17 protein-coding genes are annotated in these 25,134 nt (G+C 38.8%); 3 read left to right on the top strand and 14 right to left on the bottom strand.

Annotated elements, in window-relative coordinates; all coding sequences use genetic code 11:
* Positions 1 to 97: 97 nt before the first annotated feature.
* The 5 genes from J2S74_RS01705 to J2S74_RS01685 form a co-directional block, all read right to left on the bottom strand.
* Positions 98 to 2,017, bottom strand: coding sequence for a BglG family transcription antiterminator (locus tag J2S74_RS01705; protein ID WP_307321016.1), 1,920 nt, complete (start codon positions 2,015 to 2,017; stop codon positions 98 to 100).
* A gap of 201 nt (positions 2,018 to 2,218) precedes the next feature.
* On the bottom strand, positions 2,219 to 3,394 hold the full coding sequence (locus J2S74_RS01700) for a DUF4367 domain-containing protein (RefSeq protein ID WP_307321014.1): 1,176 nt from the start codon (positions 3,392 to 3,394) through the stop codon (positions 2,219 to 2,221).
* 698 nt (positions 3,395 to 4,092) lie between these two features.
* A complete protein-coding gene (gene garD, locus J2S74_RS01695; RefSeq protein ID WP_307321011.1) occupies positions 4,093 to 5,631 on the bottom strand; it encodes a galactarate dehydratase in 1,539 nt (512 codons plus the stop codon).
* A gap of 74 nt (positions 5,632 to 5,705) precedes the next feature.
* Positions 5,706 to 6,635: a 5-dehydro-4-deoxyglucarate dehydratase gene (kdgD, locus tag J2S74_RS01690; protein ID WP_307321009.1), complete on the bottom strand. Its 930-nt coding sequence runs from the start codon at positions 6,633 to 6,635 to the stop codon at positions 5,706 to 5,708.
* A 40-nt stretch (positions 6,636 to 6,675) separates the two neighbouring features.
* Positions 6,676 to 7,377: a FadR/GntR family transcriptional regulator gene (locus J2S74_RS01685; RefSeq protein ID WP_307321007.1), complete on the bottom strand. Its 702-nt coding sequence runs from the start codon at positions 7,375 to 7,377 to the stop codon at positions 6,676 to 6,678.
* 311 nt (positions 7,378 to 7,688) lie between these two features.
* Between J2S74_RS01685 and J2S74_RS01680 the strand changes: the two genes are divergently transcribed.
* Complete coding sequence (locus tag J2S74_RS01680; protein ID WP_307321005.1) at positions 7,689 to 8,015, top strand: c-type cytochrome; 327 nt, start codon at positions 7,689 to 7,691, stop codon at positions 8,013 to 8,015.
* Between the two features lie 79 nt (positions 8,016 to 8,094).
* On the opposite strand, the gene J2S74_RS01675 is transcribed toward J2S74_RS01680, so the two are convergent.
* The 3 genes from J2S74_RS01675 to J2S74_RS01665 all read right to left on the bottom strand — a co-directional run bounded on the left by J2S74_RS01675 (position 8,095) and on the right by J2S74_RS01665 (position 10,752).
* A complete protein-coding gene (locus tag J2S74_RS01675; protein ID WP_307321004.1) occupies positions 8,095 to 8,799 on the bottom strand; it encodes an SDR family oxidoreductase in 705 nt (234 codons plus the stop codon).
* Positions 8,800 to 8,813: 14 nt separating this feature from the next.
* Positions 8,814 to 9,269, bottom strand: a complete 456-nt coding sequence (locus J2S74_RS01670) for a VOC family protein (protein ID WP_307321003.1) — start codon at positions 9,267 to 9,269, stop codon at positions 8,814 to 8,816.
* 505 nt (positions 9,270 to 9,774) lie between these two features.
* The gene (locus J2S74_RS01665) at positions 9,775 to 10,752 is read right to left on the bottom strand and encodes a glycoside hydrolase family 43 protein (protein WP_370875919.1); all 978 of its coding nucleotides are present in this window, start codon (positions 10,750 to 10,752) and stop codon (positions 9,775 to 9,777) included.
* A 275-nt stretch (positions 10,753 to 11,027) separates the two neighbouring features.
* Between J2S74_RS01665 and J2S74_RS01660 the strand changes: the two genes are divergently transcribed.
* Entirely contained in the window at positions 11,028 to 11,705 is a 678-nt protein-coding gene (locus J2S74_RS01660) for an NAD(P)H-dependent oxidoreductase (protein ID WP_307320997.1), read from the top strand.
* Between the two features lie 690 nt (positions 11,706 to 12,395).
* On the top strand, positions 12,396 to 16,784 hold the full coding sequence (locus tag J2S74_RS01655; RefSeq protein ID WP_307320994.1) for an endo-1,4-beta-xylanase: 4,389 nt from the start codon (positions 12,396 to 12,398) through the stop codon (positions 16,782 to 16,784).
* 518 nt (positions 16,785 to 17,302) lie between these two features.
* Here the strand turns inward: J2S74_RS01655 and J2S74_RS01650 are convergent.
* The 6 genes from J2S74_RS01650 to J2S74_RS01625 all read right to left on the bottom strand — a co-directional run bounded on the left by J2S74_RS01650 (position 17,303) and on the right by J2S74_RS01625 (position 25,134).
* Positions 17,303 to 18,802: an alpha-L-arabinofuranosidase family protein gene (locus tag J2S74_RS01650; protein ID WP_307320991.1), complete on the bottom strand. Its 1,500-nt coding sequence runs from the start codon at positions 18,800 to 18,802 to the stop codon at positions 17,303 to 17,305.
* A gap of 387 nt (positions 18,803 to 19,189) precedes the next feature.
* A complete protein-coding gene (locus J2S74_RS01645) occupies positions 19,190 to 19,588 on the bottom strand; it encodes a VOC family protein (protein WP_307320990.1) in 399 nt (132 codons plus the stop codon).
* A gap of 219 nt (positions 19,589 to 19,807) precedes the next feature.
* Entirely contained in the window at positions 19,808 to 20,932 is a 1,125-nt protein-coding gene (locus J2S74_RS01640; RefSeq protein ID WP_307320987.1) for a mannitol-1-phosphate 5-dehydrogenase, read from the bottom strand.
* Entirely contained in the window at positions 20,933 to 21,370 is a 438-nt protein-coding gene (locus tag J2S74_RS01635; protein WP_307320985.1) for a PTS mannitol transporter subunit IIA, read from the bottom strand.
* Between the two features lie 4 nt (positions 21,371 to 21,374).
* Positions 21,375 to 23,510 carry a BglG family transcription antiterminator gene (locus tag J2S74_RS01630; protein ID WP_307320983.1) on the bottom strand — a complete coding sequence of 712 codons (2,136 nt, stop codon included), beginning with the start codon at positions 23,508 to 23,510 and terminating at the stop codon, positions 21,375 to 21,377.
* A gap of 208 nt (positions 23,511 to 23,718) precedes the next feature.
* Positions 23,719 to 25,134, bottom strand: coding sequence for a PTS mannitol transporter subunit IIBC (locus J2S74_RS01625; protein ID WP_307320981.1), 1,416 nt, complete (start codon positions 25,132 to 25,134; stop codon positions 23,719 to 23,721).

Genomic DNA, 25,134 nt, shown 5'->3' with positions numbered 1-25,134 from the left:
TATACAAAAAAAGGAACTAACAAGGAGGCTACGGAATAAAGGTTGTTTTTCACCCTTTTTCCGTAGCCTTTACTAACAGACTCTATGCTGCCAATCCCTATAATAATGAAAGGAACGAACGTTTATCCGTTTGTTTCGTGAGCTTTTCCACTAAGAGAGGATTCTCACTTAAATTGGATAAATCCTGAAACAGCTTCTTCGTTGTTTTACTTTCGGCAAATTTATTCCCCAATAGGAAGATCATCGATACTGTTTCATTCCCCCAGTCAATCGGCTTCTCTAGTGTCGCAACGGCAACAACTGGTGTAATGATTTCCTTTGGATTGCCATGGGGGATGGCAAGACCGCCGCCAATAGCCGTTGATGACGTCCGCTCTCGGTCAAGACAACTCTTAATATACTCCTGTTTCACAACTCCGCTCTCATATAATGCCGTTGCAACCTTCTCGATAACTTCATAACGGTGTTCCCCTTCGACATGAAGATAGATAAACTCTTCCTTTACGAGTTTTCTTAAACTTAGAAGACCGCTGTCCCCGTCTAGCTTTTTAATAAAATACTCAATCTTCTGTTGCTCATAATCAAACATAAGGGGGGAAATCTCAATTGACGGAATTTCCGTATCCACAGGAATCGTCGTAATAATAAAATCAATCCCTTCGAACGCCTCCATCTTCTTTAACTGCGAAAACGAAACGCAACCCTTAATTTCAAGGGAGTCAAAGCGCCTTTCTAACTTCGTCTGCAGCAATTGAGACATACCAATACCCATGGAACAGACAATCAATGCCCGTTTATTTTGACCCTTTAATTTATTTAAACGCTCCAACGCCGATTGAAAGTGAAGGGTTAAGTAGGCCATTTCATCTTCTGGCATTTCGGAAAAAATCGGGTCATCCATCTCTATAATGACAGAGTAAATCACACCGAACATATACGGGTACATTTTTTTTATATCACTCACCATGGGGTTGGCAATGGGAAGTTCGTATCGCAATCGGTTAAAGGTAGAGTGCAAGTGAATGGACAATCCGTTAACTAGCTGTTTGTCCGTTTCAAAGGAAACATTAGACAACTCACCTACTCGATCGATTAAGTTCGTAATAAACTCCTGTACCTTGTCCTCCATTTGAATGGGAACCGTTGATGAAATATAAGGAGATTGCCGCTTTCCCCCTAATATTCTAAGAGAAATATAGACAACTTCCTTCTCAGGAATTTTCAATTTAAAAAACGACTCTAGTTTTTTGGCCAATTCCTCCGCTAAACGATATTCTTCTTTTCCTTTAATTTCAGCTAATTCCATATCAAAGAGTTCAATCGGATTCTTTAACTTCATTCGCTGAACAGCAATGAGAACATGAACAACAACATTCGTCAAAGCTTCATCAGCCAACGGAATGGGTAGTAATTCATTGATCTTTCTTACTTCCCTTTCCACAAAAGCATATTCATTTGGCTCAAACAAGCTGCTCATCATCGTTTGCTTATCCGACTTCTTCCGTGCATACAGCTCTAAAAATCGAAGTAGGGCATTTCGACGATTTAACTCCTCCCCTTCCACAATGATCCCGATTTTCTGCTTTGTCGTAAGCTTCAAATCAGAAAGACGAAGGAAATCTTCAATCGTCGAGAGATCCTTTTTAATCACCTGTTTACTTACATAGTAGCGATCTGCCAGCTCTTGAATCGTAAATGTCTTATTTTTATTTAAAATAAATTTCAAAATCTCTAACAACCTGTCTTCCTCAAAGGACTCCTCGATCATATCTACAATATTTAATGCCTTAATTAGCCGCTTCCGCTCGTCCTCCGTCAACTCCAGGGACACACCCTTACTACGTTTACGTACCAAAGTCGCAGTAGAATTCTCCCTTAACCACCGATCTATCTCCTTAAAATCATTTCGCACCGTCTTCTCAGAAACCGCAATCCTATCAGCAATTTCTTGAACCAATAAATTACGATCAGGATCCATTAAAAACAACTGCAAAATCTTTTTCTGCCTATCATCCATAAAAACACTCCGTCACATACATCATTTGGGTCGTTTGTATTATCTACTTATTTAACTAATATTAGCCTCACTCTGTCAAATAATAAGTCACTTATCCCCCTTCAAAAAAGGCATAGGATCTCATCCTATACCTTTTAAAGTTAATTGATATTATTTCAAATCTTTATCTCGTACAAACGGGGGCCCCGGCTTGTGGCTTTGTTAATCAAACTTGATATTTTCAGCTATTTGGATAAGCTTATCCCTCGTTAAATCCGGACCGCCGCCGGTTAATTCAATAAATAAATCATTTTGTTCCCACATTAAGACAATAAAGAAATCCATATCTATAATAACCCCGTCATTTCCTTGAATAACCACCGTTTCTTCGTCTTGCATTTCTTCTAAAAAAAGATCGTTGTACTCGTTTTCAGTCGGGGTAATGGTTAACATAAACCCGTTTTCCATATCTTTTTCGTAATTCAACATAACCATGTCCATTGCTTCCTCATACATGCTTTCCGTTAACGTATACCCTTCCGGAAGATCGGTAACTGTTGGTATTTGATAACTTGTTCGTTCTTGAATTTCATCTAAGCTCATTTCCTCATTAGGAAAGCCTGGATCAAAATCCATAAATTCATCCACTGCATTTTCCCTTACTTCTCCAGGAATCTCAATAGGATCGATTTCATTTATATTTGAAATGTCAAACCGGCCTTCAAGTAGCATTGGTATGTTTGTTCCTTGTTCAACAATTTCAATATCTGCATTAACTATTTGTGCCGTTTGGAAGAATGTTTCTTTATCAATATGCAATTCTAAATCTAAATGATTTACATGGATGAGATCCATCATTTCTTCCAAATCCTGATCTGGCTGAAAATCCCCCATAGCTGATTGAACAAAATCTTCAATTAATGGGCTATACTCATCACCTTCACCAGATAAGACTAAGACATAATTATCCCCCTCTTCCGTCATTTCAAAGTCATCAATAAATCTTAAGAACTTCTCCATATGTTCTTCCGTAAGCTGGTCAAAATCTTCCATTCCTAACTCTTCTGTGTCCATTACAAACCATTCTCCGAACATACTCATATATGCTTCTTCTTCGTGAGCGTAAACTTCAAAATCCATTGACATTCCTGGCATTCCCATATTCATCAATAAATACATAGTGTCCGGGTTATGTGTTATATCTCCAGTAACTACAAGCTGATTTTCCATCCCCATCATTTCTATATTCATGTTCATATCGACTGAATAACTTTCTACTGTTTCGGCAGCCCCAACAGCCCGATTTAACACTTCCCCTTTGTCCAACGTCTCCTCTGTTCCACAAGCTGATAAAGTAATGATAAAAAATGCTATAAAAAATGAAATATACCTTTTCATCAACTTTCCTCTTTTCTTTTTATGATACCTTGCTCGCTTTTGAAAAAATATAGAGTAAGATTTTACTCATAGTCCATTGAAAATGAAAGTAAATCCTTCTTTATATTCCCCTTTGAATTCGGCTCTATTCACTTGGTCTCAGTCGCTATCAAAGGATTATTATTGTGAAAACAAAGGTGATAAATAATGAAGAAAATTGTAATTTTGGAAATTATTTTTTACATGGATCTTCCTTATATCCTATGGAACTATGGTAGAGGTTCTGCAACTTCTACATAATAGAAGAATCTCGGGTGTGACAGGTACGTTCACCAACGCTTCCGGGCTTCTGTGGATTTTCTTTTTCCTACGAATCTTGTCCTCACATCTTGCTTCTGAAGACAAGAATCTCTTTTCTCCGAGCAATTTGTCGTGATCCAAGCCGTAACGCGACACTTTAGGGAGGTGCTCCTTTTTCATGCTTAAAAACCCTTGGTATATAAGGGCATAAATTTATGAAATTCATTCAATAGAAAACAATTTTAAATTTCCCCAAGCAGCTCAAAAACTAAAGGGTAGACAGTCAAGTGAAATTCTTGACCGTCTACCCTTTTCTTTTCATCTCTATAAAATTTGTCTGTTGATTTGGGCATTAAGCGTGTCAAAACTCGTGAAACTTCCCCTCCCCCTTTTTACTCAAAGAAAAGGCGATAGTGTACCTACGTTATTGGGGCAGGGTTGAACAGGGTTAAATCATTATGAATCCCCCAGTGCTCAGCCCACGTTTGCTTCCGTCCACTAGCAACATCTAAAATGAAATGGAATAATTCCCATCCCACTTCTTCTATAGTAGCCTCACCAGTGGCTATTTGGCCTGCATTAATATCAATTAAATCACTCCATTGATGCTTAAGGGAATTTCGGGTGGAAACCTTTACTACGGGTGCCGCTTGTAAACTATATGGTGTTCCACGTCCTGTAGTAAAAACTTGTAGATGCATTCCTGCAGCTAATTGTAAAGTTCCGCAAACAAAATCACTTGCTGGAGTGGCAGCAAATATTAGGCCTTTTTCCTTAACCTTTTCTCCTGGTGACAAAACAGCGGAAATCGGACTGCTTCCTGATTTAACAATGGAACCAAGCGATTTTTCCACTACATTAACTAGTCCGCCTTTTTTATTTCCTGGTGTTGGGTTTGCACTCCGGTCTGCCTCTCCCTTTTGTAAATAATCATCATACCATTTCATTTCATTGATCAATGCACGCCCAACATCTTCATTAATCGCCCGTGGCGTTAACAAATGAACAGCATCACGAACCTCCGTTACTTCTGAAAATAAGACGGTTGCTCCTGCCCGTACCAATAAATCAGCAGCATATCCGACAGCAGGATTGGCCGTGACACCAGAAAATGCATCGCTGCCCCCACATTGTAAACCAACTACCAAATCTGAAACAGGACAAGTAACTCTTTTACGCTCGTTTAATTTTCTTAGACGTTCTTCCGCCATATTCATGATGGAATCCACCATTTTCATGAAGCCCTGTTGATCCTGCAGAGAAAGAATATTTGCTTCTGGATCATCCCCTGATAGTAAACGTTCAGGTAACAGTTTCTCACAACCTAATCCAACAACCATTACTTGACCGCCAAAATTGGGATGTGTAGCTATATTTTGCAGGGTTCGAATAGGAATTTTTGATTCGGGCGCGTGTATCGCTACGCCACATCCATAAGTATGATTCAAAGGAACAACATCATGGACATTAGGAAATTTAGGTAAAAGCTCCTTTTTGATTTTACTCACCGTATAGTCAAGAACGCCGGCTACACACTGTACGCTTGTTGTAATACCTAAAATATTTTTAATGCCTGCACTTCCATCTGCATTTCGATAGCCTTCAAACGTATAGCCTTCAAGAGGTGGAAGCTCTTCCTTTACCTTTGTAGCAATGGGCAGTTCATCTAATTGTGGAGGCGTCGGTAATTTAACATCGTTTTCTCTTACCCAGCTCCCTTTTTTTATAGGAACCTCTGCATAACCGATAACTTCCCTATAACGAATGATTGCTTCCCCCTGCTCCAAGTCAGTTAACGTAACCTTATGACCTTCAGGAATAAATTCCTGTAATTCCAATCCACAATTAAATAAAGTTCCTTCCTTTAGTCCACCGGAATTAACGATTGTTGCCACATTATCTTCTTCATTTACTTTAATATAAAGGGGAATTTCTTTTTTTACTTTATCTAATGTCATACAAAAAACCTCCTCTCTAAACAAATCTAGAAGACTTCTATGTCACCATTGCAAAACACTTTTTGACCCCGCCCTTAAAGTGAGATTTTGTGGTCGGTGGGATATTTCTCAAATGCCTTCTTCAGAATTCCTTCCAGCTCCTTATAGTGCTCCTGTTCAACTGGAACTATTGGAGGTCTAACCTCTGTGGATACTGGTAGTCCCACAATTTTCATCCCAGCTTTAATTAAGGAAACGGCGTACCCCTTTCTCTTCTTTCGAATACGATTAATAGGTAGAATAACATCTTCATAGAGATCCTTTATTAATTGCTTGTCATTATTTAACAATGCATCATAGAACTTTCTGGAGATGTGAGGAATATAGTTAGATATGGCAGATGAATAGGAATCAAAACCTAATGGTATGTACGCCGGCATAGTGACTTCCGCCATGGGCATGCCATTTAACCAGCCAAGGCGCTCTCCAATCGTTTGAGTAAGTTCAATGTTTAAATCCATATTTCCTACCCCATCTTTCACCCCTACCACTTGAGGAAATTCAACGAGCTTCTTCAATGCATCCAACTGCAAGACAGCATTTCCTCTTTGGTATAAGATGGCATTTAGATCCGAGCTTTGAATAATAGCTTTATAGTATTCATAAAGACCTTCTTGCTCTCCTTCAATCAGATATGGAGGTAAGATCAAATAGCCATCTGCACCAAGCCTTTCTGAAAGTTGAGCTTTCTCTATTGCTTCAACTGAGTTCCCACCAACTCCTGTATAAACTGGAACCTTACCATCTACTACAGAAACTGCTAATTCAACGACCGCTTCATATTCCTTTGTACTAATGGCATGATACTCACCGGAACCGCAGGCAATAAATATGGACTCTAAACCATTCTCTACTAGAAATTCTATATTTTTTGTTAAGCCTTTCTCATCAATGTTTCCCCTTTCATTAAAGGGAACAATGGGAAATCCTAATATACCTGTGGGAGCATTTCTTTCGCTTGACATTTCACTTCACCCTTTCAAACGTTATGGTTGTTTTTATTTCTTAACATTGGACTCTTGCTAGTAGTCTTTTTCTAGCATGATCCAGATGTCGATACATACATAGGTGGGATTCTATTGGATCTCTTTTTTCTAGTGCATTGTAAATTTCTTTATGTTGTTTTACGGTAAAACTTTTATCTTTATCCTCACTCGGAATAATCGAAAACATCTCATCAAACATATGGAGTAATGGGTCAATGATTCCTTCCGTAATGGAATTACTGGCACTATAAGCAATAATCCGATGAAATTCCTTATCTATTTCTCTGTAATCTCCCTCCTGTTTCTCCATTAACTCCATATTCTCCCGTAATTTCATCAAATCGTTATCCGTTATTTTCTCTGCTGCTAGTGAGACAAGCCCCAATTCTTGAGCCATTCGTGTTTCAGCAATGGATTGAATGTTTCCTGCAGATAAAGACAACATAATTTCAAATGGCTTGCTCCAAATCTTATTTGTAAAATAGGTTCCTTCCCTGGTTTTCCTCCGGACTATTCCAATCGTTTCTAGTGAACTAATAGCTTCACGTAAAACTGGTCTACTTACCTGAAACATATTCAGCAAATCCATTTCTGTCGGAAGTTTATCTCCTGGCTTAAGTTGACCACTAATAAGTAAATGAATAATTTGATCAATTACCTTATCAGATAATGTATCCCTTTTCACAGATTTTACATTAAGCTTCTTTGTTGCCTTTTGCATAGCACTCCCCCCTTTCTAGCTTTCTTTTAAAACGATTAACTTTCTAATAATTTAAATTGTATGACAAATTAAATGTTTTATCAATTTAAAATATCGAAAATTCAAACAATTTAATTTGTAAGACAAATTGACCTAACAACCAAAAGCCATCCTGAGTTTCGACAAAAACTGGGTGGTGACAGGTACAACTTTCCCTACCCCTTCCTACGACTCTTCTCTAGATGTCATAAAAAATACACTACTGCGTTAATCATCAAAACGGATAATAAATTAAAATAATAGTAGATAAGTTTTTAAAGGGAGTGCAATCAATGACATACAAACGAAGAGTCATCGTTCTATTTACATTTTTGATGGGGATAGCTTTGCTGGGGGCTTGTTCTGGAGGGGGAACATCAGAGGCTTCCGATGATCCAAATGTTGTAGCAGAAGGTCTCTATCAGCGTGCTTGTATCGGTTGTCATGGAGGCAATTTACAAGGGGCATCTGCTCCAGGATTACTAAACACAGGATTAACTAGACAAGAATTTATCGATGCTACTTATCTAGGAGTTGGCAGCATGCCAGGGGGACTCGTCTCTGAAGAAGTAGCGGAACTAATTACGGATTGGATATTTAAAATAGAGGCCGAGCAATAAAAGGAGAATGATCCTCACAGAGCAGACTTAGCGAGGATCATGAATGATTGGGTGACAGGCACTTAAAGTGTACCTCCTGTTATATTTTCATTGGGTCACCATTATAATCAACAAACACGTAAGGACTCGTTATTTTTTTCTTCCGCTCCGCTAATTCAACGATTCCTTTTCCTGTGTCCATTGGATAAAGGGGAGCATTTTCACCGCCCATATCCGTTTTCATCCACCCAGGATGAATCGATAAGACTTGGATATCTTGATCCCGTAAATAACAATGTAGTTTTTCTGATAACATATTTAAGGCAGCCTTTGAAATACCATAGGCATAATCACCGCTATAGGAATTGGTTAAACTAGCTGCTTCTGATGAAATATTAAGTATCGATTGATTTGCTCCTTTTTCCAATAATGGAAGGAAATGCTTAACGACACGGATAGGTCCTAAGATGTTGATATCAAAGGCAAGCCTGCATGCTTCCATATCCAATTCTTCAATCGATTTGCCTCTTTCATTTAAAATCGCCGCATTATTTATTAAAACATCAATACTGTCCGTTTTTCCCTTTAATTGAGCCAAAGCGGAAAGGACTGAGTCCTCACTTTGGACATCTATTTCAATAATTTCTAAATTCTCGTTATAGGTTTCTTTCAGCTCGAGTAATTCTTTTATTTTGGCTTCCTCTGTCCCTCTTACCCCAGCAAACACTGTATGACCATTCAATAAACTTATTTTTGTTAAAGAAAGCCCAAGACCACGATTGGCTCCTGTAATGAAAAATTTCAATGGACGTATCCTCCTTAGTTATCATTTTCTAACAATTCAAGAATCACTTTCAGTTCGTTAAAGGTATCCATATAAGCATATCTTCCGCCAGTATATTCTCCTTTTTGAACTAAAGGCATATTTCTAGATTCCATTTTAGCAACGGTAGCTTTCATATCTTTTACTACAAAGGCGATATGGTGAACCCCTTCCCCATGAGTATCTAAGAATTCTCTCCACGTACTAGGATGTTCATCAGGTTCAATCAATTCAAGCTGTAAAGATCCCATATCAAAGAATGCTAGTTTTGCACGGGCTTCGGTAGGGTCCCCTTTATAGTTTGTTTGGGCCTTATCCAGTGGATCTGTTGGGTTTGCCGGCGGCTTTTCTACTCCAAAGAAATCCGCATAAGCTTGAGACGTTTTTTCAATATCCTTCACGATAATTCCTACTTGTGCCACAACATTTGTTCCTAATACACCTTTACTCATCTTCTCATTCCTCCTGTTTTACTCAACTGGTAATAACCATAGGGAAAAATAATGTGGAAATTACAATACTTAATAATGTTCTAGTTTTGATAATCAACCCCTATTAGAGTCTGTTCAAAACAGCCTCCTCGGGAAACCCGTCCTGCGGTGTCTTCTGCCGTTGCTTTTCCCGCAGGAAAGAGCGTTACTTCGTCGATTAAACATCGATTTGTCTCGACACATAATGCTACAGAGCAAAGCTGGCAGAGGAAGAGACAGTTCTCGTGCCTTGCGCTTCAATCAACTTCGTTTGAAAATAATCAATATATTAAAACATAGTTTGTTGAACAGACTCTATTATTAAATTTTTCTACAAAAATTCCTTACCAGTAATTTCAAATCCATTTTAGGAACCGTTTTCATTTTTAACCTTTAAGCGCTTAATAAAAGATTGTCAATACCGATGATCGATATATCTTAAATAAGACCGAGATATCTTTTCGATCTCGGTCTTACAGTATATATACTATTTATTTGGTATTACTGTTTGAATTGTACCGTCTTCGTTGTATTTCAGTTCCGCGTATTTTACACTTCGCTTGTGGTTTACACCACCAGATAAGGAGCAGTCGTGATAGAATAAATACCATTTATCCTCAAACTCCACGATGGAATGGTGCGTTGTCCATCCGGATACAGGGTTAAGGATTGTTCCTTTAAAAACGAAAGGTCCCTGTGGATTATCACCTATTGCATACACGATCTTGTGTGTCGTACCAGTCGAATAGGATAGATAATACTTACCATTGTATTTATGCATCCAAGGTCCTTCAAAGAATCTTCGGTCTTCGTCACCAGCAACGATTGGGTTACCTTCTTCATCTACAATGGAAATTTCCTTTACTTCACCTTTGAAGGTAAGCATATCTTCATTCATTTCCGCTACCCTTGGTCCAAGTGCAGGAGCTGTCGCTGCAGGTCCTTCTGCATCAGGTTTGAACTCCCCTGTTTGCCACTTCTCCAATTGGCCGCCCCAAAGACCTCCAAAATAACAATATGCTCGGCCATCTTCATCCACTAATACAGCCGGATCGATACTGAAACTCCCTGGAATGTAGTTCTCTTCCGCCTTAAAAGGTCCAGCTGGAGTGGAACTTGTTGCTACACCAATTCTAAAAATACCCTCTTTATCCCTTGCCGGGAAAAATAAATAGTACGTTTCATTTTTAAATGCTGCATCTGGCGCCCACATTTGTTTCGTTGCCCACGGTACATCCTTCACGTGAAGGACTTCCCCATGGTCCACAACAGGAGAATCCATATTGTCCATGGAAAGAACGTGGTAATCCTCCATTGCATATTGATCCCCATTATCATTAGAAGGACCATCATGATCAAGATCGTGGGACGGGTAAATGTAAATCTTCCCTTCAAAAACATGAGCTGAAGGATCCGCCGTGTATATGTGTTTCACTATTGGTTCGTTCGGTTTCGTCTTTTCCATCATCCAGTCTCCTTACCTAAAAATAGTCATTCTACTAGCTTTACCTATTATTTTATAGGAAAATGAAAACACTTTTAACTCTAAGAAATATATATTATACCGTGTTTTCTTTAGGTATCTAAATATTCCTACAATCCAATGACTGCGGGTATGAACCACTAATTCTATTGCCAAAATCTATCAAAATGCGGGCGGTGACAGACACGTACTAAAAGTCCGAGTATTGGACAATAATATGCACAAAATGATGAAGACAAAAGGAGTGTTATTCTACTATGATACATAAATCAATTCAAAGACAAGACATTATAGATGCATTTCACTTTAGGCATGCTACCAAAAAATTTGATCCAACGAAGAAAATTTCTGAAGAAGATTTTAATGTTATCTTAGAAGCAGCACGTTTGTCCCCAAGCTCAGTGGGGTATGAACCTTGGAAGTTTTTAGTGGTAGAAAATCAAGAGTTACGAGAGAAATTACGTGAAGTCTCCTGGGGTGCACAAGGACAATTGTCCACTGCCAGTCATTTTGTTGTGATTCTCGCTCGAACGATTAAAGACACCAAATACGATTCCGACTATGTGAAACATCAAATGCTGGATGTAAAAGGTTTCCCACCGGAATTATTTGAAAAAATAAAAGCCCGATATAAATCGTTTCAAGAAGAGGACCTTCACTTACTAGAAAGTGACCGAACCATGTTAGATTGGGCCGGCAAACAAACCTATATCGCCCTAGCAAATATGATGACCGTCGCTGCTTTTCTTGGCATTGATTCTTGTCCCATTGAAGGATTTCAATTTGATAAAGTTCAGGAGATCCTTGACGAGGAAAACCTACTGGAAGATGGACACTTAGCCGTCTCTGTCATGGTAGCCTTTGGGTATCGAGCAGAAGAACCACGCCCTAAAATTAGAAAGGAAATGGATGAAGTAGTACAGTGGATTGAATAATAGTAATGACAAAAGAACAAATCAGTATTTCGATTCTTTCTTTTTTTTTAATTGGCTCATGTGTTACGCCCCACCCGTTTTCTCACCTCCACTGAGAAATACGGGAAGTGACGGCGCACGTTAGTACTACATATATCTTGGTAGTACAAACTAGCAGGCTTTTATTTATTTCACGAGGATAGACACATTATCATTAATGATATGTATTTTATCAACAACGCCATCTGCTAGCATGACTATGTTTGATCCGTCATGGTTTATTCAGTAGAGACCGTTATGATCAAATTAATCGCATCTTCCGCCCAATGACCACTTGCATCTGGAAAAATTGAATATGCTTTCGTTTTAGAAGTTCCACTTTTATTGCCATTCGGACAGGTAAAAAAAGAGGAAATCTCCTTTTTTTCACCTGTCTCAAATCGTCCCCACATGCTCCCTCCCATATTTCGAGGAAATCCGTACGCAATATATTACAAAATTCGGCTAGTAACTACCTTAATATTAAGGTAAAAGGAACTATTTTTTTATGATTTTTGAAAATGTAGAGTTTGTAAGGTTGTGGCTCTTTTTTTTTTTGTTAGGATTCTATCTAAATACTTTATAAATTTTAAAGTGTTGTAAGAAAAGATGGGAGGGAATCTATTAAAAAGTTTTTGAAGAGAACGACTATAAAAAAATAGGAGGTTTATCATGAGGAAAAAGCGCTTTAAAAGTCTGATCATTCAATTTTTAGTTTTGCTATTAGTGTTACCACCAGGATTACTTCATACGAGTACGTCAACAGCAGCTAACGATGAGTTTGAACCTGAAGTAGTTAAAGAGTTTAATTTTGAAGCTGGAGAACAAGGGTGGACTCCTAGAGGAACAAGTGTACTATCATCCGTAGAATACGAAGGCTCTACTAATGGCGGACGTAGTTTACTAGTGTCAGACCGTCAAGAAACTTGGAGTGGGGCGGGGGTAGACCTTACACCTGATTTAGAAAAAGGTGCAGAGTATAGGTTTACAGCAAATGTAAAACTAAAAGAAGCCGCAGAAAGTCAATTGCAATTAATGGTTCTCGAAGGTTTTACATGGATTGATGGGAAACAAGTATCTGATACCGATAATGATTGGGTTGAGCTTGAAGGTACTTTCAAATTTGAAAGTAATATTAGTCAAGTTTACCTTTATGTAGAAACAGCTAATGATACAAAATCTTTTTATGTAGACTATGTGAAAGTAGAAATGATTTCACCTCCTTCTGAAAGCGAAGAAGATGACAATATCATAGATATCCCTGAAGAGCATCGTATTCCTGTATTTACAGACTTTGAAGATGGTACAACACAGGGATGGGAGCCTAATGTAGGGAGTGTAGAGTTGACTGTAACAGATACTGTTGCAAAAAACGGGGATTACAGTTTATTCATCTCTAACCGACTAGGCTCTAATCATAGTGCAGTAATTGAAGCGCTTGATAACATGTATGCAGGGTATACGTATGATATCAGTCTTTGGGTAAAATTAGCAGAGGGTGAAGCACCAACTCGCTTACAAGTGACTCGCGCGGAGACAAATGCAAACGGAACAAATTACTGGCCTCCAGTAGTTAATCCTGTAACAGTAACTGCGGATGAGTGGGTATTGTTAGAAGGGACATATACGTTGCCTCCATCTGTAACTAGCTTACAATTCTTCGTTGAAGAGCCGTGGGATCCAGATCAAACGACGGGCGTTCCGTTCTACATCGATGATTTTAAAGTGGAAGTACAAATACCAAAAGAAATCGAAGATATCCCTCCGTTAAAGGATGTATATGCTGAGTATTTTGACATTGGTGCAGCAATTGAACCAAACCAAATGTTAGGTCAGCACGGAGAAATGTTAAAAAAGCATTATAACATGCTTGTAGCTGAAAACATTATGAAGCCAGATGGCATTCAGCCAACAGAAGGAAACTTCAATTGGACTAACGCAGATGCAATGATTGAATTTGCAGAAGAAAATGGAATGGATGTCCGTTTCCATACGTTAGTATGGCACAGTCAAACACCAAGCTGGTTCTTTAATGATGTAAATGGAAATCCAATGGTTGTAAATGGTCAAGTTGCAGATCCAGATAACCTGGAAGCAAATAAAAAACTCCTTCTTGACCGTATGGAGACACATATACGTGCAGTAGTAGAACGCTACTATGATCGAGTAGATTCTTGGGACGTTGTAAACGAAGTAATCGTTACTGGAGAAGCGGATGGTTTCCGCAGAAGTCCATATTACTTAATTACTGGAAAAGAGTTTATCCATCGTGCATTTGAAGTTACTGCCGAAGTATTAGAAGAAAAAGGTGGACACGGAAAACTTTATTATAACGACTACACGACACATATTCCTGCAAAGAGAGATCTTATTTATGACATGGTTGTGGAGATGATCGATAAAGGGATTCGTATCGATGGAATTGGTCACCAAACACATATTAATATTCAAAATCCACCAATGCAACAAATCACGGATTCCATTGAATTGTTCGGTGAACTTGGCTTAGACAATGAAATTACGGAGCTTGATGTTAGTATTTACACGAATAACAATCAAAACTTTGATGGTTTTGATAATATTCCTAGTGAAATCTTTGAAATTCAAGCAGAGCGTTATGGCCACTTATTTAGTGAATTTAGACGTTTAAGTGATTATATTAGCAGTGTTGTTTTCTGGGGAATCGGCGATGATCATACATGGCTTCATAACTTCCCAGTAGAAGGACGTACGAATGCTCCATTTGTATTCGATCACCATTTACAAGCAAAACCTGCATATTGGGCAATTGTGAACTTTGATGAAGAAATCCCTTCATTAAGTGAATTCTTTACAGAGCATTTCCAAATCGGTGCTGCCATTGAGCCTTACCAAATGGGAGGCGTACATGGTGAAATGTTAGACAAACATTACAATAGTATTGTTGCTGAAAATATAATGAAGCCGTTGTATATTCAACCAAGGGAAGGTGAATTTAATTTTGAGCGTCTTGATGAAATGATGAATTATGCGAAGGAAAATGGAAAAACCATGCGATACCACACTCTCCTTTGGCATAGTCAATCTCCCGGTTGGTTCCACCAGGATGAAAATGGAACTCCATTAGAAGCTAATGAAGAAAATAAACAACTTGTTCTGGATCGCGTTGAAACACACGTAGATACAGTAGTGAGACATGTCATGGAAAATCACCCTGGAGTAGTTGATTCTTGGGATGTTGTAAATGAAGTAATTGATGTAAATGGACCAAATGGAATGCGCAATAGTGAATGGTACAGATTAACTGGAAAAGACTTTGTTAAAGTAGCTTTTAATACCGCTAAGAGCGTATTAGATGAATTTAACGATGATTCTAAGCTGTACATCAATGATTACAATACTCACGAACCAGCAAAGAGAGATGCTCTTTTTGATTTAGTGATGGAATTAACAGAAGAAGGTGTTCCGATTGATGGTGTTGGACACCAAACCCATGTTAATATCCGTAATCCTCATATTAATCAAATAACAGAGTCAATCGAGTTATTTGCCAATGAAGGATTTGATATTCAAATCACAGAGCTAGATATGAGTATTTATACAGATAACACAACTGTATATGAAACGTTCGATGACATTCCAGATGAAGTACTTTTATTACAGGCGTATCGCTATCAAGAGCTTTTTAATGAGTTTGTTAGACTAAGTGATTCCATAAGTAATGTAACATTCTGGGGAATTGGAGATGACCATACTTGGTTAACGAACCGTCCGATTCCACGTCAAAATGCCCCATTTGTGTTTGACCAAAATTTACAGCCGAAGTTAGCATTCTGGGCACTTGTTGACCCTTCACGTTTACCTGCTGTAACAAAAGAAGCGAATGCAACCTACGGTACTCCTATAATTAATGGAGAAGTAGATTTATTATGGGAAACAATATCTCCAACAGTAATTGGTGCTGGGGAAGAATTTTCCGCAACCTTCCGTACTACATGGGATGAGAATCATTTATACGTATTAGCAGAAGTTACTGATGCAACTGTAAATGAAAATGACAGTGTAGAGGTATTTGTTAATGATGTTCATGTGACATTTACTCGTGGCGAAGAATCAGCTGTACAATCTGTTGTTGAAGTTGATGGTGGGTATCTCCTTGAAGCAGCAGTTGCGTTAGAAGGTTCACTAGAAGTAAACGACAAGCTTGCATTTGACGTAAGAATAACGGATGCAGAGACAGGTAACTTACTTTCTTGGAATGACCCAACTCACAGCCAAGAGGAGAATGTAAACTATGGAGAATTAACCCTTCTTCCAGAAGTAAAAGTTACAGAAGCATTCTATGGTACACCGGTTATTGATGCAGAACTGGATGACGTTTGGCAAGATGCACTTGAAATCTACACAGGTACATGGGTCGAAGGTTCAGATGGAGCGACTGCTACCGTTCGTACACTGTGGGATGAAGAATACTTATACGTATTTGCAGAAGTCAGCGACCCATTATTATCAAAAGCAAGCGGAAATGTTTGGGAACAGGATTCTGTCGAAATATTCATTGATCAAAACAATGCGAAAACAGAATACTACCAATCGGATGATGGGCAATTCCGTGTAAACTTTGCTAATGAACAAAGTTACAATGGGTTTGCAAGCGCAAGTACGTTTGAAACAGCAACACGTCTAACGGACGAAGGTTATATCGTTGAAGCAGCAATTAAATTTACAGAGATCGATCCAACTGAAGGAACGATTATTGGATTTGATTTCCAAGTTAATGATGATGCTAATGGTAATGGTTCAAGAGACAGCGTAGCAATTTGGAATGACCCAACTGGACAATCTTTCCAAAATACGTCTCGATTCGGGGTATTACGCTTATCAATGGTTCAACCTGAAGAACCAGGCAAACCTTGTCCACCTGTAGCTCCGGGTAAACCTGAACAACCAGGCAAGCCTTGCCTACCTGTAGTTCCAGGTAAACCAGAACAACCAGGCAAACCTAATCCACCTGTAGTTCCAGGTAAACCTGAAGAAGCGGGCAAACCTGAACTCCTAATACCAAACCGAAGCAAAAATTAAAGTTTTTCAATCTACACTGGTGAGATAATAAGAAACTACTGGAAGAGCGTTACTATTGTTAGATTCAATTGGATTAGTAGTAAAAAGAGTAATTAATTAATAGGAGTACACATCAAATGGAGGGGCTCAAGTTATTAGAGCCCCTCTTTTCATATGGTTACTATTTCAACCTTTTAAACCCTTCAATACAAGGAACCACCGTCGTCATCTCAAAAAAAACTTGGCGGAAACGTTAGGATGGTGCCTAGTATAGTAAAGTGATCAAGATATTAAAAAAGGCCACCGTTTTCTAGTAATATATTTCGTAATATAGTTTATCAAGTAGGAAAATCCTTAGCCTTTATTAATCCAGAGATGAATCAGAGGTATACGGAATTAATCGATGTTTTGTAGGGGCAAATTTGTAAAACGTAGACAAACTCATAATATAATTTTTTCACCTAAAATAAGGACATGGAGTTTGAATTACTCCATGCCCTTTATTTCTATTTGCTTGTTCATCATCTGTACACCGGACTTTAAATTACTTGTATGATATTAACGGAATGAGGCTTTATTTCTATTTCCATATTACTTTTAAAATCCCCAAGATCTTCTTTAAAAATAGTTACCTCATTTTTATTAACATCGTTGTAGGAATCAGGGGTTTCACCACTAATCCCATATAAATCTACCTTTTTTCCCTCACACGAAATGGAAAGATTTATTTTTTGGCTTTCTACCGGATGTTTATTAATAACGGATAAAGCGAGACCTGGTTTATCTGACCATTTTGTAGCAAGTATGTCAATGGTCTCTAACTCCATTTCCGTTCCATTCTTATGCGTCACTTTCATGGTAGGGAACTCTTCAGACCATATATCAATAATCGTATCTCCAAGATAATTCACATATAAATCAAAGACATGGTAGGTACTTCTGAGAACAATTCCTTCCGAATAACTGTAAATGCAACCTCTCGTATTGACGATAGGTGCAAAATTAGCCATACCTACAATATCGCAATTCCGATTCATGGCACTTAAGAAGCTTGCTGTAAAAATGGCATCTGCCATCGTATATTGGCTGTTGTCATCATTTTTATCTCGGGGATCTAGATAATCCTTTTTATCAATTCCTTGTTTAATCGTATGTACATTTGGATGATGCCAGCTTCTAAGGTTCCATTCATCAAAGGCTATTTTTATTTTCTTATCTAATTTCATCGCCTTTAGAAGGCCTCTCATTTCATCTACTGCATGATCAATACGTACAGTGTACGCCATACATTGTTCATACGTTGCTAAATCATTCTTCTCCGGAACCATATCCCAATATTCATGAATAGAAATCCAATCTAAAAACTCACCGCAATTTTTCAGCAAATTAACATTCCAATCTACATCCGAAAGTGCTGCAGCAGAAAGTTCTGCTTGTGGATCCACATGCTTCATCATTTTTGCCGCTTCTCGGACTAAACGTCCCCATTCTTCTGCTGATTTCGCTCCTATTTCCCAAAAACCATAATTCTCGTTACCAATACTCCAATACTTCACATTGTACGGCTCAACATAACCATTTTGTATTCTCCATTTTGCATACTGGCCTTCATTCTCTAAATTGCAGTATTCAACCCAATCACTCATTTCTTCTGCTGTTCCTGTTCCTGCATTTGTACAAATATAAGGTTCACAGCCAATCTTTTTACACATTTTAATATATTCATCTGTGCCAAATGTATTGGGATCTTCGACACGCCATGCTTTATCAAAGAAAGGCTTTCTTTCATCACCCACTGCATCCTTCCAATGATAAGAGGATACAAAACAACCACCCGGCCACCTTAGTATAGGAATCTGAATTCTTTTCATCGCTTCCATGATATCCGTACGAAATCCATCTTCGTCTGCCAAAGGTGACTCCGGATCGTAAATACCATCGTAAATCTGCCTGTGAAAATGTTCGATGAAATGCCCATAAATCATTTGATTTCTTTTTCCATAGATTCTCTTTTCATTCACTTGGATATTCATCTTCATACTATTCCCCCAGCTGATTTTAATAAGGAAAAATGAAATATTTACTCAACATTATCCGTATTGCTTATTTTAATGCCAGTACTTTTTATATAAAAAGCAATTAAACTTATAAATATAATATAATACCAAACATTTGTAGTCAAAATTTTCTAAAAACTAAACAGGTGGGGACAGGCACGCACTACTGCCGCCAAAAACTTGTACAATCTGCTTTATCCTGAATATTAAATGCTATGATTTTTTCAAGTAACTCGTAATTTACCTTCTTAAATACTGTACAAAAACTTCCATGTTAAATCACTTCCTCAAAAAAATGTTATCCTCCACTAACCGCCTTCAATCGTTCGGTTCAATCAGTATATATAAAGAATGGGTAAACCCTCCATATTAGCTAGGTAGATTTAGTTGCCACGAAACTCCAAATTTGTCGTTAATCCAGCCAAATTTTTTACTAAAACCATAATTATTTAATGGCATCAGGGCTTGTCCACCGTATAGTAGTTGTTGATATAAACTCTCCAGTTCTTCATCTGTAGAACACGTAATAAAAATCGAGAAGGACGGTGTAAAGGAAAATTCATGTTTTATATTACTGTCTATGCACATAAATTCTTGACCCTTCAATTCAAAATGAGCGAGCATGACCGTTCCTTCATCACCACTTTCATTAGCTCCGTACCGAACAATGTTGGTAATTCTAGAGTCTTCGATGATTGATGTGTAAAAATTCATTGCCTCTTCTGCCTTGCCATCCTGAAACATTAAAAACGGGGTTACTTTCTCCATCATAAAATCCTCCTTCCACTATTCACTCTAATCTCCGATATTAGTATGTTCTTCTCCCCTTACATAGTTACCTTTCATTTTATCAATGAAATTCACATAAAACCAACAAACGTTCCACCTCTAACAAAAGAATCGTACAAAAAAATACCCACAGTCATATAATCTGACTGCAGGTACTAAATTCAAAATCTATTGACATAATCTGGGTGGTGACAGGTACTACAGGCACCCAACCACAATTGGGCTGTCCTCTTCTATTCCAGATATCTCCGCTAGTGCCTTTTGAACACCTTGCTCCTTGATTTTCCGTTGGAGCTCCACGGCTTCTTCGTCTCCTTCAAAGTTATAGTGCAAGGCGGCTTTAATTCCAACCAGCAGTCCTTCTGGATAAATGTCTCGTTCTAACAGCTGGCGGGCTGGACTAATTAAGCGTTCGTTGTAGCCTAGCTTCTTGATTGGATTTCTTGCCACTCGGGTTACATCGTCAATAATAAACGGATTGGTAAAGCGACCAATGATTTTTTCAATATAGGCTTCATGTGCTTGTTGGTCAAAATCGTATTTATCTACCATTAACTTACCCGTTTCCCTAAGGGCCTTATAAACAGCATTCCTAATCTCCGAATCTTCAAGAGCCTCCTGTACTGTCTTCTTCCCCTCTAAGTAACCGAGATAGGCTGTGACAGCGTGCCCGGTATTTACCGTATAGAGCTTTCTTTCAATATAGGCGTTTAAATTATCCACATAATGAATGCCCTCAATGGGAGGTACGGCTCCTTTAATGGCTTTCTTTTCTACCACCCACTCAAAGAAAGGTTCCACCATGACATCAAGGGGATTCTCTTGCGTTTGATTGGGTACAATTCTGTCCACCGCTGCATTAGGGAAGCCAACCATTTCTAGTACCTTCTCGTGATACTCCCCATCCAACTCCGATAAGATGGCCTTCTTTAAAATATCCGTTCCACCAATGGCATTTTCACAAGCAATGATGTTTAGTGGTTGATTATTTTCTTCCACTCTTTTCACTAGCCCTCTAGCAATGAGCTTGGCAATGATAGGAAGGATGTTTGTTCCTACGGCCGTTGTGACAATGTTTGCTGATGCAATAGCTTCCACCACATCATCTGGGTTGGTAGCAGAGTTAATCCCATAAACATTCGTGATGGTAAAGCTTCGTTTTTCTTCTTCCGCGTAAAAAACTTGATAGCTTTCTTTTTCATTAAGCAAACGAATAATTTCTTCGTTCACATCAACAAAGCAAGTACGATAATTGGCTTCGGATAATAGCTTTCCGATAAAACCTCTTCCGATATTCCCCGCTCCAAAGTGTACCCCTAACATTTAGTCCTCCTCCTTGAAGATAGCCAATAAATCCTCTTCCGTGGAAGCATCTAATATTCTTTGGATATTGGACTCATCGGAGCACGTAATCGCGATTTTCGATAATAGATCGAGATGCTCATTGTCTTTCCCTGCAATTCCAAAAACTACTTTTACTACATTCCCATTTCCAAAGTCCACACCGTTGGGAACTTGCAGGATAGAAATACCTGATTTCCTTACGTTTTTCTTTGCATCCTCCGTCCCGTGGGGAATGGCGATTCCATTTCCCATATAAGTAGAGGTTAGCTCTTCCCTTTCCAGCATTTTTTCAATATAGCCAGCATCCACATAGCCGCCTTTTACAAGGACTTCCCCTGCCTTACGAATCGCTTCCTCTTTGGACTCAATAGTTACATTTAATAATATATTTTCCTTTGGTAAAATTTCTTGATTCATTTGATTAACTCCCTTTCTCTAGTTGTTCTCTATAGTAATTAGTAAGCTTGTATGACAAGAACGAGGATAGTTTCTCTTCATCCCCCGATTGAAATAATGCCATACTCTCCTCGTTTTCAATAATAATCGAGCTAATATAACTTAGTAGCTGCAGGACCCCTTCCTCACTCTCTTGTGGGGCAAGAAGCAATAAGATAGATTTTAACGTAATGGTGGAACCATCCATGGCTTTTATTTCCGTATAGGCTGATGGCTCCAACTCGATAATCAAAAATATCGGCTGACGAATACGATCACTTTTCGTATGGTACAAGGCCATCTGAGTAGTTGGAATCCCTATACCAGACAGTTCCTCCCTCGCTTTTAACATGCGAAGTACTTCCTTTTGATCCAAAATAAGGTCTTTCTCTTGCAGCTTCGCAAGAACCTCTCCAATGGCATCCCAATTAGTAGAACCGGCAAGCTCCTTCCCATGATATACCTTAAAGTTTTCCAAAAGGATCGCTGTTGTTTGCAGCGTAACACTCATCTGTTTCATGTAATCAATGGCTTCCTGCTGATTAAGGGAAGGAGGCATTTCCTTCTTGATATCCACCTCTTTCCCAGCAGAAAGGATGGAATGTCGAAGCCTCCGCCTGGAATACTCTGTGATCCTCTTCACATCTTCAGGGGAAAGGATTGGATTTACCTCAATATAATCTAGCTCTACGTTCCCTAAAGGTAAAGTAGAAATGATCAAATCTATTTCATCCAGCTTCATCTTATCCAGGTCAAATAAAGAAATGTTTTTCACCTTGTCAATGTTAGGGAATTCCTTTTGCAACCGGCTGGCTAGCATTTTCGACGTTCCAATTCCCGTGGAACAAATAACGACAGCATTGAGCTTGCGGTCTTTCCCTTGTTGTTCAATGGCCGACCCGAAGTGCAATACGAGAAAACCAATTTCCGCTTCAGGCACCTTGATTTTGGACATTACTTCTGCGGTACACTCTTTCAACGTTGTAAACAACGTAGGATAGTTATTTTTTATTTTTTCTAAAATAGGGTTATTAATGGCCATCCCTTGTTCTAATCGGTACATGGCCGGGCCAAGATGCGTGATTAACCCTTGAAAAAGACTATCATCTTTCGTTAAATCAATATCTAACCGTTTGCTTACAGCAGTGATTAATTTTTTTACCTTAATGGCCGTATCCAGGTTCTTATCCTCTATGTCTAGCTTCCCCTCATCTCTAAGCTTTGCTCCACGGAGGTGCATCGTAATATAGCAAACTTCCGCATCTGGAATCGTAACGGAAATCGTTTCCTCTAGATACTGTGCCAGCTTTTCTGCAAACTGATACTCCTTTAGTCCTTGCAGCTCCGACAATAATCGGGAATTGATCGTGATCTTTTCCCCTTTTTGAATTCTTTCAAGAGCTAAAGCTAAGTGAACCACCAGACCGATATAGGCAGAATCTGCGATGGGATGAGGAAGCTCCCGATTGATTTTATCTACTGCAGACTCAACGATTTCAAGCTTTTCCGGTTTGATAAACCCAAGCAGATGCTCGGAAATAGCTTTACTTACGTCTGTTTTTGAATAATGAAAATTTAGTTTTATATAATTTAACAGGTCTGACTCGTTAAAGTTTTCGGCCAAAATGCTGCTAATGGCTCTTCTCTTGTCTGACTCTAACCCTTTGATTTCAATACCATAGCCCCTGCGCTTTTCGACCTTCAGGTTAAATTTAGATAACCATTCAGAAACTTTCTCCAGATCATTGCTGATCGTAGCAACCGTTACGTTTAAATCAGTCGCAAAGGTCTGCAGCTTTAACGGCTCAAAAGCCTCTAACAGCTTACATGCGATCAAAACATATCGTTCATTAGGGGAAAAATCATGATACTTCACTTCTTGAATCGCTTTTTTAAGCCTTAAAATATCCTTTTCCGTCCCTTCTAGATAAATCCCTTTTCCCGTTTTCTTAATCATTTTCACGTTAAAAGGAGCAAGAAGAGGCGTCATATTACTTATATCTCGATGAATCGTTCGTTCACTCACATCAAGGGCTTGGGCAATCTCATGGATGGTCACTTCTTCCGATTCATTCATTAATATTTCAAGTATTTGCCGATCTCTTGCAGATACATAAATCATGATAAATCACTCCAGCGTGATTTTATTTCACATTCCCTTCCATCTTAGGAATGGTAACCCTATTTCCCCTTAAAAAAAGCAATGTTAAACGTAATGTTTGCGTTTTGCTCCCATCAACGCTAACACAATCCTTTAACACATCCTGAAAAATAAAAGGAAATTACGGGCTTACCATGGAAGGCAAGCACCGCAACTTTTTTATATCCTCTTATGCATCTTTTAATCTTTCAACGAGTTTGTCATACTCAGGGGAGCTTAAGAAATTCTCCACAGAAATATGTTCTGCTTGAGGACGCTTTTCTTTTGCTCGTTGCGTTAAATCCTTATGGGTAATGACTAAGTCTACATCTTCTGGCAAATTATTAATAGAAGTGTTCGCTACATTCACATCTAAACCAGCCTTCTTGATTTTATCCCTTAAAATGGATGCTCCCATTGCACTAGAGCCCATACCAGCATCACAAGCAAAGATGATTTTATTGATATTCTTCACTTCCACATTTTCAGCTGAAGCTGTTAAGTGTGCAGAAGCTTGGCTTTTCTTCCCTTTCATTTCTTCCATTTGTGCTGTAGCAGAAGTAAGATCTACTTCCCCTTTGTTCTTGCTAGCCTTTAGGATTAAAGAAGCTATCGCAAAGGTTACTGCTGTAGAAATAACAATCCCTGCTAGCACTCCAAAATAGTCGCCTCTAGGCGTCATCGCCATGTAAGCAAAGATACTTCCTGGTGAAGGAGTAGCCACTAGACCGACATTAAATAGTGTGAAGGTGAATACACCACTTGCACCACCTGCAATAACGGCAAGTAATAACGTTGGCTTCATTAAAATGTAAGGGAAGTAAATTTCGTGAATTCCCCCGAAGAAGTGAATAATCGTTGCACCAGGTGCAGACTTCTTCGCCATCCCTTTACCGAAGAACCAGAACGCCAATAGGATACCTAAACCAGGTCCTGGATTTGTTTCTAACATAAATAGGATTGATTTTCCTGTGCTTGCTGCCTGCTCTATTCCTAATGGACTTAAAATACCGTGGTTGATGGCATTGTTTAAGAACATTACTTTTGCTGGCTCGATAAAAATACTTGCTAGTGGTAACAAGCCTGCATCCACAATAACCTCAACACCCGCTGCTAGAGCGCGGCTTAATCCGTAAACAGTTGGACCAATTCCCACGTAAGCTAGAATCGTAAGGATTCCCCCTAAGATACCGGCAGAGAAATTGTTGACTAGCATTTCAAAACCAGATTTCACACGACCTTCTAATGCCTGGTCAAGTTTCTTAATTAAGAAGCCCCCTAAAGGACCCATGATCATGGCTCCAATAAACATTGGAATGTCTGCTCCTACGATAACCCCCATCGTAGCTGTGGCACCCACAACCCCACCACGGACGTCATACACTAATTTACCACCTGTGAAACCGATTAATAGTGGTAGTAAATAAATGATCATCGGACCAACAAGTTCACTTAAATGCTCATTTGGGATCCAACCTGTTGGAATAAATAACGCTGTAATTAACCCCCATGCAATGAAGGCCCCGATATTCGGCATAATCATACTACTTAAATAACTGCCAAAACGTTGAATTTTGGCACGGAATGAACCTTGTGAATTCGCCAT

The organism is Evansella vedderi (assembly GCF_030813435.1).
Taxonomy (GTDB): domain Bacteria; phylum Bacillota; class Bacilli; order Bacillales; family Salisediminibacteriaceae; genus Evansella; species Evansella vedderi.
The sequence above is the reverse complement of the archived record's forward strand: the minus strand, read 5'-3'. Positions and strand labels throughout refer to the sequence as shown.